At 34.8% G+C, this 14625-nt stretch carries 17 protein-coding genes; all 17 read left to right on the top strand.

Annotation, left to right across the window (positions count from 1 at the left end; genetic code table 11):
• Window positions 1–11: 11 nt before the first annotated feature.
• The 17 genes from lptC to LE179_RS03095 all read left to right on the top strand — a co-directional run bounded on the left by lptC (window position 12) and on the right by LE179_RS03095 (window position 14499).
• Entirely contained in the window at window positions 12–536 is a 525-nt protein-coding gene (gene lptC, locus LE179_RS03175; protein WP_374128923.1) for an LPS export ABC transporter periplasmic protein LptC, read from the top strand.
• The gene (locus tag LE179_RS03170; protein WP_374128922.1) at window positions 529–1224 is read left to right on the top strand and encodes a hypothetical protein; all 696 of its coding nucleotides are present in this window, start codon (window positions 529–531) and stop codon (window positions 1222–1224) included. Before lptC ends, LE179_RS03170 begins: the two co-directional genes overlap by 8 nt.
• Window positions 1208–1927, top strand: a complete 720-nt coding sequence (gene lptB / locus LE179_RS03165) for an LPS export ABC transporter ATP-binding protein (RefSeq protein ID WP_374128921.1) — start codon at window positions 1208–1210, stop codon at window positions 1925–1927. The genes LE179_RS03170 and lptB overlap by 17 nt, the downstream gene beginning before the upstream one ends.
• A gap of 214 nt (window positions 1928–2141) precedes the next feature.
• A complete protein-coding gene (gene hpf, locus LE179_RS03160; protein ID WP_374128920.1) occupies window positions 2142–2696 on the top strand; it encodes a ribosome hibernation-promoting factor, HPF/YfiA family in 555 nt (184 codons plus the stop codon).
• Between the two features lie 19 nt (window positions 2697–2715).
• Entirely contained in the window at window positions 2716–3174 is a 459-nt protein-coding gene (locus LE179_RS03155; protein ID WP_374128919.1) for a PTS sugar transporter subunit IIA, read from the top strand.
• Between the two features lie 4 nt (window positions 3175–3178).
• Window positions 3179–4111, top strand: coding sequence for an HPr(Ser) kinase/phosphatase (gene hprK, locus LE179_RS03150; protein ID WP_374128918.1), 933 nt, complete (start codon window positions 3179–3181; stop codon window positions 4109–4111).
• Window positions 4108–4962, top strand: coding sequence for an RNase adapter RapZ (rapZ, locus tag LE179_RS03145; RefSeq protein WP_374128917.1), 855 nt, complete (start codon window positions 4108–4110; stop codon window positions 4960–4962). Before hprK ends, rapZ begins: the two co-directional genes overlap by 4 nt.
• Before the next feature lie 289 nt (window positions 4963–5251).
• Complete coding sequence (locus tag LE179_RS03140; protein ID WP_374128916.1) at window positions 5252–5656, top strand: PTS sugar transporter subunit IIA; 405 nt, start codon at window positions 5252–5254, stop codon at window positions 5654–5656.
• Between the two features lie 189 nt (window positions 5657–5845).
• The gene (locus LE179_RS03135) at window positions 5846–6349 is read left to right on the top strand and encodes a PTS system mannose/fructose/N-acetylgalactosamine-transporter subunit IIB (protein WP_374128915.1); all 504 of its coding nucleotides are present in this window, start codon (window positions 5846–5848) and stop codon (window positions 6347–6349) included.
• Window positions 6350–6600: 251 nt separating this feature from the next.
• Window positions 6601–7356 (top strand): PTS sugar transporter subunit IIC, encoded by a 756-nt coding sequence (locus tag LE179_RS03130; RefSeq protein WP_374128914.1) that lies wholly within the window; start codon window positions 6601–6603, stop codon window positions 7354–7356.
• The gene (locus LE179_RS03125; RefSeq protein WP_374128913.1) at window positions 7349–8137 is read left to right on the top strand and encodes a PTS system mannose/fructose/sorbose family transporter subunit IID; all 789 of its coding nucleotides are present in this window, start codon (window positions 7349–7351) and stop codon (window positions 8135–8137) included. The genes LE179_RS03130 and LE179_RS03125 overlap by 8 nt, the downstream gene beginning before the upstream one ends.
• 3 nt (window positions 8138–8140) lie before the next feature.
• On the top strand, window positions 8141–8404 hold the full coding sequence (locus tag LE179_RS03120; protein ID WP_374128912.1) for an HPr family phosphocarrier protein: 264 nt from the start codon (window positions 8141–8143) through the stop codon (window positions 8402–8404).
• 8 nt (window positions 8405–8412) lie between these two features.
• Complete coding sequence (gene ptsP, locus LE179_RS03115; RefSeq protein ID WP_374128911.1) at window positions 8413–10152, top strand: phosphoenolpyruvate--protein phosphotransferase; 1740 nt, start codon at window positions 8413–8415, stop codon at window positions 10150–10152.
• A 218-nt stretch (window positions 10153–10370) separates the two neighbouring features.
• Window positions 10371–12158: a translation elongation factor 4 gene (lepA, locus tag LE179_RS03110; protein ID WP_374128910.1), complete on the top strand. Its 1788-nt coding sequence runs from the start codon at window positions 10371–10373 to the stop codon at window positions 12156–12158.
• A gap of 109 nt (window positions 12159–12267) precedes the next feature.
• Complete coding sequence (gene lepB / locus LE179_RS03105) at window positions 12268–13047, top strand: signal peptidase I (protein WP_374128909.1); 780 nt, start codon at window positions 12268–12270, stop codon at window positions 13045–13047.
• Window positions 13044–13463 carry an NfeD family protein gene (locus LE179_RS03100; RefSeq protein ID WP_374128908.1) on the top strand — a complete coding sequence of 140 codons (420 nt, stop codon included), beginning with the start codon at window positions 13044–13046 and terminating at the stop codon, window positions 13461–13463. The genes lepB and LE179_RS03100 overlap by 4 nt, the downstream gene beginning before the upstream one ends.
• A 109-nt stretch (window positions 13464–13572) precedes the next feature.
• On the top strand, window positions 13573–14499 hold the full coding sequence (locus tag LE179_RS03095; RefSeq protein ID WP_374128907.1) for an SPFH domain-containing protein: 927 nt from the start codon (window positions 13573–13575) through the stop codon (window positions 14497–14499).
• Window positions 14500–14625 lie beyond the last annotated feature (126 nt).

Below are 14625 nucleotides of genomic sequence, written 5' to 3'. Positions count from 1 at the left end.
GGGTAACCGGTATGAATTTTTGTAAAAGATACAATATATGGCTTATAACAATTCTTTCCGTTTTCATGCTTTTTGGTTGTAATACGGAAAAAGTTGATATTGAAGGAACTCCGCCTACGTCTGAACAAATGATAGAGAAGTTCACAATAACGGCAATGCGTGAAGGGAAACTGGAAATGGTTTTGAAAGCGGAATCCGCTGTTGTAGATGAAAGTAAAAATGTCGCCCATCTAAAATTTCCTGTAATAAAGTTTTATAATGAAGGCAATTATCTTTCAACTTTTGTTGCCGAAAGCGCTGATATAAATATGTCCTCGTATGACATTAAAGGCAATGGCAAGTGTACTGTAGATAGTGCAAATAATGAACATCTGCAGACTGTGGATTTGATGTACAGCGAAAAAGAAGGATTAATTTATAGCAATAATCCAGTTAAGATTATAAGACCCGGAGAAAAGGTATATGGCACAAGCTTTAGATCTGACACAAAATTAAATAAGATGGTCATTAAAAATCAAAGGATTTCAATTGATTAAATTAAATGGCTTATTATTTATAATTTTTATATTTACCGCTATTTCTTTTGCCGACGGTGCTTCCATAAAGACTACTATAACGGGAGATGAAATGGAAGTAAGAAAAGCTGGAGAAATTACGATTTTAAAAGGTAATTCAAAAGTTGTCAGTGATCAAAATGCGATAACAGCTCATAGAATAATTTACGACAAAAAAAACTCTGTTCTTTCAGCATTCGACCACGTTATGTTATCGTCAAAGATGCAAGACGGCAGACAGTTTGAAATACACGGAAGTTTTGCACATTACTACATAAATGACAAAAAGGGAAAATTCTGGGGAGATAATACCACAGCCAAATACTTTATGCAGAATAATTCGTCACCGCCGTTCACTTTAAATGCACAAGAAATTTATATTGACAGAAACCTAGAAGTTTTGAACGCTTATAATGATGTTGTAGTTACGGCTACGGGTGGAACAATTTATTCAGATAACGTCGCTTTTAATGGAAAAACGTTTAACGCTGTTTTCCAAAAATATGAAAAAAGACCTGTAGTGGATATTTCTTACGATGATAATAAAGGATATTATGAAGCGGACGAGATAGTTTTTCAAGGATCTGATGGTGATAAAAAAATAATTATGAACGGTTCTGTTACAGGAAAAATTAAAATGGAAGATAAACACAATGATATTAAGAACTAAAGATTTATTTAAAAAGTACAAATATCGAACGGTTGTAAATGGTGTAAGCATAAGTATAAAACAGGGCGAAGTCATCGGTTTGCTTGGACCTAACGGAGCGGGAAAAACCACAACTTTTTACATGACGGTCGGTCTTGTAAAACCTTATGACGGCAGTATTTATCTTGATGATACGGAAATAACGAACTGGACTATGTACCGAAGAGCAAGAGCCGGAGTCGGATATCTTTCTCAGGAACCTTCAATATTTAGAAAACTTACCGTTGAAGATAATCTTATATCCATAGCTCAGATGCTTCCCATTTCAAAAGCCGAACAAAAAGAAAAAATCAATTTGCTACTTAAGGATTTCAACCTTGTAGAACTACGCAAACAGTTAAGCGTCACGCTGTCTGGCGGAGAAAAAAGAAGGCTGGAAATTGCAAGATCCTTGATAACAGATCCTAAATTTTTGCTTTTGGATGAACCGTTTGTAGGAATTGATCCAATAACGGTTGATGATATACAAAAAATCATTAAAAAATTAAAAGAGAAAAACCTTGGCATTTTTATAACAGACCACAACGTTAGAGAAACTCTTGAGATTATTGACAGAGCCTATATAATTCATGAAGGAAAAATTTTGTTTGAGGGAAATGCAAAAGAATTACTCGAAAATTCTAAAACCAGAAAATTCTATTTAGGCAACAACTTTAAGATGTGATTGCCGTAGTCAACCACATTTAAAAGATTGAAATCAACAATAGCATCAAAGCAATAGAATGAAAAACAGAGCAAACAAGAACAAATCGATTCCGAAAGACAAACAACAAATTAGTGCAATTCAGAAGTGAATAAAATTATTGTAATAATTAAAGTGAATTTTATACATTTATGACAAGAAAACAGTACTTGCTTACGCGGTAAAGGAGAAAGGAATGCAGATTAATATTACAGCAAGACATCTGAAACTGTCCGATTCAATCGACTTTTATGTCCGCAAAAAGATCATAAAAGTTGGTAAATTTTATGACAGCGAAGATGTATGGGTGCATGTGATATTGTCCATTGAAAAAAACAGACATATAACAGAGGTCGTTTTTCATATAGGTAAACTTGCTTTTAAAGCAAAAGAACAATCCTCAGATTTATATGTTTCAATAGATATGTCAATAGCCAAACTTGAAAAACAACTCAAAAAACAGAAAGAGATTTCAAAACTCCATAGAAAAGGTAACTTAAAAGTTCTAAAAAATAAAAAACACAACACTAAAAAAGTGTTTTCTTATGATACTGTAGAAAATTCAAGAATAAAAATTTCCGAGATAAAACATTTTGACCTGAAACCTGTAACTGCAGAAGAAGCTATCAATGAAATGGATAATTTCGGGTACAGAGTTTATATGTTTAAAGATAGCTCAAACGACAAAATAAACGTCCTTTATCGCAATGAGAGCGGATCAATAGTCCTTTTAGAACCCAACGAAATGTAAATACGAGAGAGGAGAAAAAATGAAAATTATGGATTTTTTGAGTCAAGACGCAATTATTGTAGATCTCAAGTCAACAGATAGAAAATCAGCAATTATTGAGCTTGTGGAAATTCTAAAAGACACAAAAAAAGTTAAAAAAACAGATGAGATTACTAACGTCATTTTGGAGAGAGAAAAACTCGGTTCTACGGGAATCGGACAGGGGATTGCAATACCTCATGGCAAAATCAATATTTTGCAAAAACAGATAGGAGTACTGGGTATTTCGCGTAAGGGCATAGAATTTAATTCTCTCGATGGAGAACCGGTTCATATAATTTTTCTTCTAGTTGGACCTATTGAAGTGACAGGACAGCATTTGAAAGCACTGTCAAAAATTTCAAGACTTTTTAAAAACAAATTTCTAAGACAAGCTATAAGAGATGCCGTTACGCCGGAAGAAATCATAAAAATAATACAACAAGAGGATACTTATTAATCTTATGGACGTAGACACACTTCTTAAAGAAAAAAGCAAAGATTTTAAACTTGAACTCTTGACAGGATACGGCGGACTTAACAGAAAAATTACGGTACCCGATGTTAACAGGCCGGGTCTTGGGTTTACTGGATTTTTTGAGCATTTCTCGTATGAGCGCACGCAGATTATAGGAACAAGCGAGTATACTTATTTAAAACATTTGGACTATAAAGCTCAGACAAAAATTTTAAATAAGATATTTTCTCATGAAAATGCCGTATGCTGCATTCTAACGAGAGGACTTGAACCCACTGAGGCAATGATGAAAATATTTGCCGACCTGAACATCTCGCTTTTGAGGACAAAATTAAGTTCTTCTTCATTTATAGGGGATTTAATTTATTATTTAGACAAGAAACTTGCACCTTCAATTAAGATACATGGAGTTATGACAAATGTTTACTGTCTCGGCATTTTGCTTGTCGGCAAATCGGCGATAGGCAAATCGGAGTGCGCTCTTGAACTTATAAAAAAAGGGCATAAGTTTGTCGCCGATGACGTCATAAATATCAGAAAACGTTCCGGACGCTCTTTAGTGGGAAGCAGTATTGAAATTGTAAAACATCTTATAGAAGTAAGGGGCATAGGAATAGTAAATATAAAAGATCTTTTCGGCATAGGAAATATTCTAGATGAATCCCGTGTAGAGCTTGTAATAAAACTTGAGGAATGGGATCCTCTGAAGAAATACGAAAGAATGGGTCTCGATGAACATTACACTGAATTTTTAGGTGTAAAAGTTCCTGAAATCACGATTCCAGTAGCTCCCGGTAGAAACCTTGCCGGACTTGTCGAAGTGGCAAGTTTAAACCAAAGACTTAAGAACAAAGGATATTCTACAATGAAAGATTTGAGTGGCAAACTGCAAAAAGAGATAAATAAAAATAGTTTATGACAAAATTTTATATAATCTCAGGAATGTCAGGTGCGGGAAAAAGTCAGGCTCTCAAAATTTTTGAGGATTTTGGCTTTGTCTGCGTTGATAATATACCCGTTCAGATGGTCGCTGATTTTACCGATATATGTCTTAAAAATTCTGGCAAATACAAAAATGTGGTAATAAGCGTAGATTCGCGTGCCGGAGAAGCTCTTGAATCTTTCAAAGATTTACTTGCCGTTTTTAAAAAGAGAAATATTGGTTATAAAGTTATTTTTTTTAATGCTTCTGATTCTATTTTGCTCAGACGCTATTCGGAAACACGTCGTCGGCATCCTCTTGGAAAATCAGTTTTTGAAGGAATAAAACTCGAAAGAAAAATTATGGACAAAATTCTCGCGGTTGCAGACGAAGTTATAGATACTTCAGATATTACGATAGGAGAGCTAAAAAAAGTAATTTCAGCACTTGCAGGCATTCAGCGGTCCGGAAAACAGCATTTAAATATTTCAGTTCTTTCTTTCGGGTACAAATACGGGTTGCCCACTGACGCCAATATAATTTATGATGTGCGTTTTATAGCAAATCCAAACTATGTACACGGATTGAAACTTAAGACAGGCAGAGATGAAGTCGTTAGAAGATATATAGAAACCCAAAAAGAATTTAAGGTTTTTTTTAACATATTTTCAAAACTTATAGAGAAAACTCTTCCTGGATATATTAAGGAAGGCAAGAGTTATCTGACTATAGCAATAGGATGTACGGGAGGGCGACACAGATCGGTTTTTGCGGCTGAAAAACTTGCCGGATTTTTAAAAAGCAGAAAGTATAAAGTAAAAATTAATCATAGAGATATTTTGCACTAATTAACGTTTGATAAAAATTGTTATATTTATGACATTATGATGTATGTTTTACGAGAATCGAGAATCAAGATTATAGACTTTCAGATTGTGCAGTGTCGATATAAAACTTTAATCACGGTACAGAATATTTGATCGTGCCATCAAAAATAAAGGGACGACTCCTTCAGAAAACTTGCAAAAATGTATGAAAAAAAATATGCGATTTATAAATTTTAAAACGATAAAACATGCGTTAAAACTGTAAAGAAAGTTTTTTTATTTTGTTTTTTTGCACAGGAGAATCTGAAAGATGATTAAAATTGTTATCGCAACACATGGGAAACTGGCACAGGAACTGGTAAATTCCGCAGAGCTTATTTCTGGGAGACAGTCCAACCTCTATGTTATTAAAAAAAGTGACAATGACAGTTTAGCACAAATGCAGGAAAGAATAAGTAATCTTTTAAAAAATATAGATGATGAAGATGGAACTTTGGTGCTTACTGATATGTTTGGAGGAACTCCCTGCAATGCCTCGGCCTCAATATGCGGATCTTTTAATACGGAAATTCTTTCCGGCGTCAATCTTCCTATGGTGTTATCTGCGATATCTTCAAATAAAAATGCGAAAGCTGTTTCAGATTTAGTGGAAAAGGTTTTACTTGATGGACAAAAAAGCATAATAAATGTTAAAAAAATGTTATTCAAAAAATAAAAAAATATTTTTCTCTCACTGCTCTCTATATCATGCCATTACAAAACGAATTAAAGATAATGGCATCAGACTCAGAGAGGGGAAATTAAGATATGTAGCCCACAGTCATGTAACAGGTAGGAATGAGACTGTGAGAGTATACGAGGATAAAGACTTAAGCTTTGATTTGTTGAATAAAACGAGGGTATAATGCCTATAGTTTTGGTAAGAATAGACGACAGACTGGTACATGGACAGATAGTGCAAGGCTGGCTGAAAACAATAGATGTTAACACTATATTAATTGCTTCAGATATAGTTGTACAGGATACTATGCAGCAGATGCTTATGGCTATGGCCGTACCGCACAATATAAAACTTGATATAAAAAGCCCGAAAGATGCGACAAATGCAATTATAAGCGGAAAATACAATAAAGAAAGAGTAATGGTCTTGGCTGTAAGTCCATCTGACATACTATATATGATAGAAAACGGAGCAAATTTTAAGTCCGTAAACATCGGTGGAATGCATTTTATAAGCGGGAAAAGACAGCTTTTATATAATCTTTGTGTAAACGACAATGATGTGGAAAATCTCTACAAAATATGTATTAGAGCTATTGAAATAGAAGGACGTGTTCTCCCTGAAGACGAGAGAATAAATATCATACCTCTGATAGAAAGAGAATATAAAGCAATGTGCAAGCGGTAAAACGAAGATAAATTTATCTTTTTCGCTTTTACGCACAATTTGCCAGACAGATGAAAATTTCGATTGTGCTTTTAAAAAAATTTATCAGGCGATACAATGGAAATGATTTTAAATTCAGATAGCAAATATGACGGAATTTGTCGCGGACACAGTAGTTGCAATATTTGTAAAGTGTACTATTTTTAATCATGGAAAACTCAAAGAAATTTCTTTTGGAGCGATATAAATTTTAAATAATAATGGATACGCTAATGGAAAATATTGTTTTTCTTGCGTTTATTGCAGCTTTGTGTACTGTGGACATAATTGCGTTTGGACAATTCATGATATGCCGTCCAATATTTTGTGCTCCTCTCATAGGCTTTTTTATGAGTGATATCAGTACAGGACTTTGGATAGGAATGATAGCAGAAATGATTTGGATAAATGCAATACCTATGGGCGTAGCCGTTCCTATTGATGCCTCTCCTATAGGCATTTTATCTACTTTCTGGGTTTGTAAATATTTTATGAATTCACAGGAAGCTGCAATATGGGGTTTGATTTTAGCTATACCGTTCGCATATTTATACAGAGGAATAGACATTTCTGGAAGAAATTTTAATATTAAGATAATGCACTGGGTGGAGAAAGGAATACAAAACGAAAAGTATGGACGAATAAACCTAGGCATAATTGTAGGCGTGTTCTTTTTTGTTGCAAGAGCATTTCTGTTTTACGTATTTGCAATGGTTGTCGGCGGATGGATATATAAAGGCATCTATTTACAATTTCCGGAACCCATTCTTATCGGTTTTAAAAAGGCTTGGTATCTACTGCCCATAGCCGGTTTGGGGATGGTTATATACAATCTCACAAATGTAAAGCCTCTATTCTTGAAGCACCATAATCACCATCACCACCATCATCATCATCGTCACCCACGCCGAAATTGGAACTCGCCAAGGTTTTTCCACAACCGTCGTAGAAACATAAAAATTCTATTTTTGAGTCATTGGGATGATTAAAATATATTCCAAAATGTTTTTAAGGGCACTTTTTTTACAGGCATTATGGAACTATGAGAGAATGCAAAACATTGGACTTTTATTTGTGTTGAAACCTTTTTTATATAAAATTTATTTGAGTGAAGATAAACGGAAGGAAGCTCTTTTAAGACATACAGGATTTTTTAATACGCATCCTTATATGTCTAACATGATAATTATAGTTATCGCAAACATGGAAAAGGAAATAGCTAAAGGCAACTGCAGCGAAAAAGTTTCCGAAGTAAATATGATTAAAAGCGTAATGGAAGGACCTTTAGCCGCAATAGGCGATTCATTTTTTTGGGGGACATTAAGACCTTTAATGGCACTTATAAGCATATTTATACTGATTATTTTAAAAGCACCAGATAGTCGATTTGCAGCGTATGGTGTTTTAGTTCCCTTAGTGTTTATTTCCCTCTATAATGCCGTGCATATTCTCATAAGATATCGTCTTATTTTTATGGGTTTTCTATTTGACAAAAAAAATATTGCCAATTTATCAAAACTTGATTTTAAGTTCTTGTGGAAAATGGGTCGCCTTGGCAAAGTTATAATTCCTATCACCGTATTATTTTTATACTTAAAAGTTTTTGGATTTGGACCTGAAAGTGTGTCTTCCGGAGCTAATATACAAATTGTATTTAAATATAGCGCTGTGCTTGCGCTTTCAGTTCTTGTATCAAAGAAATTTGGCTCAGTTCCTCTGTTTTACGGCGTAATATTGACATGTATTATAATGTCATATTTAGGAATGTAAAAGATGAAAAAAAAAGTTATTGTTGTTTCAAATAAAATGGGTTTACACGCAAGACCTGCAGCTATGCTTGTGCAAACTACGAACGGATATCAGTCTACGGTTAAAATTTTAAAAGATGATTTTGAAGTTGATGCAAAAAGCATTATGGGTGTTATGACTTTGGCTGCAGGGCAAGGAAGCGAATTGAACTTTGTCGCCGATGGTCCCGATGAAAATGAAGTTTTAATTGCGATTGAAAATTTGTTTGAATCTAAATTTGGTGAATAGGAGAGAAAATGCCTAATAAAAAAGACATTATCATCAAAGGCGTTGCGGCATCACCGGGAATTGCCATTGGTAAAGTTTTTCTTCTTGAAAATGATGATATCTGCCTCATTCGCAAAGAAATACCTGAGAATGCGAGGAAAGATGAAAAAAAGCGTTTAAACGATGCCATTGAAAAAACTAAAGCTGAACTTAAAATAACCCATGATAAAATTAACAACGTTCTTGGCAAAAACTATGCACAGATAGCCGATGTTCATCTCTTAATTTTAGAAGATCCAACAATAAGAAAAGATGTTGATAAACTTATAGATGACGGCGTCAATGTAGAATATGCAATTTTTAAAATTATAGATAAAATTGTTCGTTCTTTCGAAACCATAGAAGATGATTATTTCAGGGAAAGAAAACTCGACATTCAAGACGTAGGAAAGAAGATAATAGGAAATCTCCTTGGCAAACAAAGAAAAACTCTTGCGAACTCGAATGAAGATTCAATAGTGGTTGCCCACAATTTAACTCCCAGTGATACTGTTACGATAAAAGAAAAATTGGTCAAAGGTTTTGCTACGGATATTGGTGGAAAAACTTCACATACGGCAATTGTCGCTCAAGGACTTGCAATTCCTGCTGTTGCGGGTTTAAAAGTAATATCCTCGCAGGTAGAAGCTGACGACATTATAATTGTTGACGGAAACAAAGGCGAAGTTATCTTAAATCCATCGCCGGAAACTTTAGTAAAATATAAAAAAGAATACAACGTACAGTTTGCAATAAGAAAAAAACTTGAAAAATTAAAGGATTTACCAGCTGAAACAATCGATAACCACAAAGTTTTAATTTTTGCAAATATTGATAATCCCGACGAAGTACAGACAGTATTAGACAGCGGTGCTACGGGCATAGGACTTTACAGAACAGAATTTATGTACTTTAACCGCAATACTATGCCGTCGGAAGAAGAGCATTTTGAAAAATATTCTAAAGTCACAGAAGCAATGTCACCTTACCCAACCATCATAAGAACCATTGATTTGGGCGGAGACAAACTTACAAAAATGGGTCTTTTAAATATGGAACGGGAAGCAAACCCTTTTCTAGGCTTAAGAGCTATAAGACTCTGCCTTAAATATCCCGACATTTTTATTAATCAGTTAAGAGGTATTTTGAAAGCATCGGCTTATGGGAAAATCAGACTTATGTATCCCATGATATCGACGCTTACCGAACTTCATGAAGCAAACAAAATCCTCGAAAAAGTAAAGCAAGATTTAAAGAAAGAAAATATAAAGTTCGACGAAGAAATGGATGTGGGTTCAATGATAGAAGTACCGTCCGCCGCTATGATAATCGATGCTATCGCCAAAGAAGTTGACTTTGTTTCGATAGGGACCAACGATCTAATACAGTATACGCTTGCTGTTGACAGAGTAAACGAAAACGTTGCAAGTCTTTATGACCCCCTGCATCCTACGATTTTAAGATTTATTAAACATATTATAGATGAAAGTCATAAAGCGGGAATTGGCGTAGGTATGTGTGGCGAAATGGCAAGCGATCCGTACTATGCCCCTATTCTTTTGGGATTCGGACTTGATGAGTTTAGCGTAGCATCAGCACAGATCCCGAAAATTAAAAGAGTTATAAGAAGCATATCTTTTAAAAATGTCCAAGAAGTTGCAGAAGAAATTTTAAAATGTGGCGATAGAGATTCAATTTCAAAGATTATAAGCACCATTCAAATACAATAATATATTTCTTCTCTCTTCTCTTTCGAAGATGGAAGATGTTTAAATATTTCTGGATGTTTCTACTTAAGATATGCGTTATTGTTATATTTTTTGTCGTCATTTCGGACAAACTTAATCTGAGATTTTACCCAAATCTGCTATTTTCATTGTCTTTTTATTTACCATATGCGAAAGATAAAGCTTTCAGCAAATAGGTTGTGTTTAAGGAAAAAATAATAATGTCCAATATAAGGAACTTTTGCATTATAGCCCACATAGATCACGGTAAAAGTACGCTTGCTGATAGGCTTCTTGAATATACCGGTACAATTTCCCAAAGAGAAATGAAAAATCAGATTCTTGACGGCATGGATCTTGAAAGAGAAAGGGGAATAACTATAAAAGCCAAAGCTGTGAGAATGGATTATACAGATAGAAAAGGTGTAAAGTATATACTCAATTTGATTGACACTCCCGGTCATGTAGATTTTACTTACGAAGTGTCAAGATCTCTCGCTGCCTGCGAGGGTGCGATTTTGGTAATTGATGCAACACAGGGCGTAGAAGCTCAAACACTTGCAAATACTATGCTTGCAAGAAATGCAAAACTTAAGATTATTCCGGTGATAAACAAAATAGATTTGCCTACTGCCGACGTGGACAGCACTTATGAGCAGATGAAGGAAGGACTTAAAATTGATGCAGAACCTATACTTACAAGTGCGAAAGAAGGCATAGGCATAAGCGAGATAATTGATTCCGTGATCGCAAACGTTCCCTCAGCAAAAATCGTAAAAGAAGAACCTTTGTCAGCTTTAATTTTTGATTCATTCTACGATTCCTATCGAGGTGTTATAGTTATTATAAGAGTCTTTGACGGGAAAATAAGAAAGGGTATGAAAGTGAGATTTACGGCATCTAATGCAGAATATGAAGTGCTTGAAGTCGGATATATGAAAATAAAAATGATTGAATCTGATGAACTTTCATCAGGCGAAGTCGGATATGTAATTGCAGGAATAAAAGACATACACGACATAAAAATCGGTGATACGATTGTTGAAAGCGCAAATCCAACAAAGCATCTACATGAAGGATACAAAGAAATAAATCCTTTTGTTTTTGCAGGACTTTATCCCAACAGTACGTCTGAATATGACGGCTTAAAAACAGCTTTAGAAAAACTAAGACTTTCGGATTCTTCACTTGTCTATTTCCCTGAAACTTCTGTGGCTTTAGGTTTCGGATTCAGGTGCGGGTTTCTGGGGTCTCTGCATCTAGAAATAGTTAAAGAAAGACTTGAAAGAGAGTTTGGTTTGAATCTTTTGGTTACAGCACCAAATGTCGTGTATAAAGTAAAGTATAAAGGTAAATTTATTACAATAGATAATCCTGCAAAATTTCCGAATATTGCAGATATTGAGGAAATATGGGAGCCTTATGTTGAAGCAACGATAATCTGCTCTACAGATTATCTGGGTTCCATGTTTGATCTGTGCCAGAAAAGAAGAGGAAAACAAACATTGATGAAATATATGGACACCAAAATTGTGATACTTAAATATCATATGCCTCTTGCAGAAATTATTGTCGGTTTTTATGACGCTCTAAAATCAGCTTCAAAAGGGTATGCCTCTTTTGATTATGTGCATATTGATTCGCAGCTTGGCGACTTGTTAAAACTTGAAATTATGATAAATGCAGAAGTTGTCGACGCTTTTACTGTCATAGCTCATAAAGACAAAGCACAATCTGTTGCACATTATCTCACCGAAAAATTAAGAGGCATTATCCCGAGACACATGTTTGAAATCCCTATACAGGCAAAAATAAATAATAAAATAATTGCCAGAGAAACCATATCAGCAATGCGTAAAGACGTTCTTGCAAAATGTTACGGTGGCGATATAACGAGAAAACGTAAACTTCTTGAAAAACAAAGAGAAGGCAAACGCAAAATGAGACAGTTCGGCAAAGTGGATATACCACCGGAAGCTTTTATCGCAGTATTAAAAATAGATGAATAATAAATATGCAGGAAATATACGCTTTGCATCACTGCAGGACTGTACAGTCACTGTGACAATCCGTACTGTCGCCAGAGGTTTGTCGTTTTACTAAAAGAGGCTTATTATTATGATCATGGAACTGAAACTTTTTCTTGCAGGTTGTGTCCTTTTTACAATAGCTATGCTTATGCTCGCCATAAAAAAACTTTTTAAGACTCCGTCATCACAAAAACTCTTTAAAAGCATTTATTTATGGATTGATACGGGCTGGAGTGCCCTTATGTTAGCCTCTTTTATTATGTTTTTCTTTATACAGGCTTTCAAAATTCCATCAGGCAGCATGAGAGAAACTTTTTTGGAGGGTGATCATCTTTTTGCAAATAAATTTATTTACGGTTTTCATGTTCCATTTACTAACAGCGGAAAGCGGTACGCAGCTTTAGAAAATATAAAACGCGGAGACATTGTCGTTTTTCAGTGCCCGCCTGAAGCTTTGCCAATCTCCGAAAGAGAATCTGGAACAAAAAAAGACTACATAAAAAGATGCGTAGCTGTTGCGGGCGACGTAGTTGAAATAAAAGATAAAAAATTGTATATAAATAACATTCGCGTCGAAGAAGCATACGCAACTTTTAGCGATCATATGGTTTTTCAAAAATTCAACTTATTCAATACTCAGAGAGAATATCAGGACGCTTGGGAAAAAGGCAAATTTATTTCAGTTCCCACGTCTTTTGTAAGAGATAATTTCGGGCCTATTATTGTTCCTAAAAAGCATTATATGATGATGGGCGACAACAGAGATTTTTCTTTTGATTCACGCTTTTGGGGACCTCTGCCCGATAAATACATAAAGGGCAAAGCATTGTTCTTATATTGGCCAGTTAAACGTTGGAGGATAATATGACTTGGACTTCTTGGCTTATAATTGCGGTTGTTCTTATAATTTTTGAAATAGCAACGCCGTCGATTTTTTTCTTCATCTGCCTTGCGGTAGGTTCTGTTTTTGCAGCATTGGCAGCTTATTTTGGCATTTCAAGTTGGATCGGGTTTGTTATTTTTATAGTTACTTCCATATTATCTCTATATCTTATAAGACCGATATTTAAAAAAATGATAAATAAATCCGAAACTGTAAATTCAAATATTGACGTCCTTATAGGAATGGTAGCCGTAGTTACTGAAAGGATAACACCTTCAAAAATCGGTTTTGTAAAAGTTTTAAGCGAAATATGGAGAGCTGAATCTGATGTTGAACTTGAAGTAGGTGAAATAGTAAAAATAAAAAAGATAGACGGAACAACTCTTACAGTTAAAAAATGACATGAAAAAATATCGCTTTTGAGAGTTCAAAGCGTCTTGAGGACTTAGGAGAAATATTTTCACCTAGTTTAAAAAATATAGCATAATATAAATAAAAGTGGAGGGCAGAATGTCAGTGCTTATTTGGGCAGTTTTAGCTTTTATAGTTATTTTTATAGCGAATTCTGTAAAGATAGTAAGACAATACGAAAAGGGACTTGTTGAAACCTTAGGCAAATATACAGGTACAAAAGCTTCTGGAGCAAATATTATTATTCCAATATTTCAGAGAATGTTGAGAGTTGATATGAGAGAGCGCGTTATTGATGTCCCTCCGCAAAGTGTTATTACAAAAGACAATGTTTCCGTAATTGTGGATGCCATCATTTATTTTCAGGTTACAGATCCCGTAAAAGTAGTTTATAATATTGAAAACTTTGCAATTGCCGCTTTAAAACTTGCACAAACAAATTTGAGAAATGTAATTGGCGATATGGAATTGGACAGCACTCTTACATCAAGAGAGAAAATTAATACTCAGCTGAGAGTTGTAATGGATGAAGCTACAGATAAATGGGGCGTAAAAGTTACAAGGGTTGAAATACAAAAAATTGATCCTCCCAGAGACATTACCGACGCCATGTCAAAACAGATGAAAGCCGAAAGAGAAAAAAGAGCAAATATTTTAGAAGCCGAAGGCTTAAGACAAGCTGCGATTCTTAAAGCGGAAGGCGCAAAACAGGCTGTCATCCTTGATGCAGAAGCTGTAAAAGAAAAACAGGTTTTAGAAGCTACTGGCGAAGCTGAAGCAATAAGAAAAGTTGCGGAAGCTGAAAAATATAAAATTGAAGTAGTTTATAACGCCATACACGAAGGTAAACCGACCAATGACCTTATTGCTATTAAGTATCTCGAAGCGCTTGGTAAAGTTGCCGACGGACAGGCAACCAAAATTTTCCTGCCTTTAGAAACTGCCGGTGTCACAGCTTCAATAGGCGGTATAGCGGAATTGTTTAAAGACACATCTAAACTGGCAAAAACAAAATTCACCGGGTAACACTGTTACTCAAGCAAAAGATGTTCAAACCACTTTATCTTATTTTTGTTCCTTTTGTGCATGCGCTACAAAAGATAATAAGACAAGAAATACTTTAAAAGAGAACTTTCTCGTGATACCTCTCTT

Origin of the sequence: Candidatus Endomicrobiellum agilis, assembly GCF_020328115.1 — a bacterium.
Classification (GTDB): domain Bacteria; phylum Elusimicrobiota; class Endomicrobiia; order Endomicrobiales; family Endomicrobiaceae; genus Endomicrobiellum; species Endomicrobiellum agilis.
The sequence above is the reverse complement of the archived record's forward strand: the minus strand, read 5'-3'. Positions and strand labels throughout refer to the sequence as shown.

Bases quoted from the DNA above. Each gene is read 5' to 3' on its own strand.
- lptC (WP_374128923.1), top strand. From the start codon at position 12: ATGAATTTTTGTAAAAGATACAATATATGGCTTATAACAATTCTTTCC.
- lptB (WP_374128921.1), top strand. From the start codon at position 1,208: ATGATATTAAGAACTAAAGATTTATTTAAAAAGTACAAATATCGAACG.
- hpf (WP_374128920.1), top strand. From the start codon at position 2,142: ATGCAGATTAATATTACAGCAAGACATCTGAAACTGTCCGATTCAATC.
- LE179_RS03155 (WP_374128919.1), top strand. From the start codon at position 2,716: ATGAAAATTATGGATTTTTTGAGTCAAGACGCAATTATTGTAGATCTC.
- hprK (WP_374128918.1), top strand. From the start codon at position 3,179: ATGGACGTAGACACACTTCTTAAAGAAAAAAGCAAAGATTTTAAACTT.
- rapZ (WP_374128917.1), top strand. From the start codon at position 4,108: ATGACAAAATTTTATATAATCTCAGGAATGTCAGGTGCGGGAAAAAGT.
- LE179_RS03140 (WP_374128916.1), top strand. From the start codon at position 5,252: ATGATTAAAATTGTTATCGCAACACATGGGAAACTGGCACAGGAACTG.
- LE179_RS03135 (WP_374128915.1), top strand. From the start codon at position 5,846: ATGCCTATAGTTTTGGTAAGAATAGACGACAGACTGGTACATGGACAG.
- LE179_RS03130 (WP_374128914.1), top strand. From the start codon at position 6,601: ATGGAAAATATTGTTTTTCTTGCGTTTATTGCAGCTTTGTGTACTGTG.
- LE179_RS03125 (WP_374128913.1), top strand. From the start codon at position 7,349: ATGATTAAAATATATTCCAAAATGTTTTTAAGGGCACTTTTTTTACAG.
- LE179_RS03120 (WP_374128912.1), top strand. From the start codon at position 8,141: ATGAAAAAAAAAGTTATTGTTGTTTCAAATAAAATGGGTTTACACGCA.
- ptsP (WP_374128911.1), top strand. From the start codon at position 8,413: ATGCCTAATAAAAAAGACATTATCATCAAAGGCGTTGCGGCATCACCG.
- lepA (WP_374128910.1), top strand. From the start codon at position 10,371: ATGTCCAATATAAGGAACTTTTGCATTATAGCCCACATAGATCACGGT.
- lepB (WP_374128909.1), top strand. From the start codon at position 12,268: ATGATCATGGAACTGAAACTTTTTCTTGCAGGTTGTGTCCTTTTTACA.
- LE179_RS03100 (WP_374128908.1), top strand. From the start codon at position 13,044: ATGACTTGGACTTCTTGGCTTATAATTGCGGTTGTTCTTATAATTTTT.
- LE179_RS03095 (WP_374128907.1), top strand. From the start codon at position 13,573: ATGTCAGTGCTTATTTGGGCAGTTTTAGCTTTTATAGTTATTTTTATA.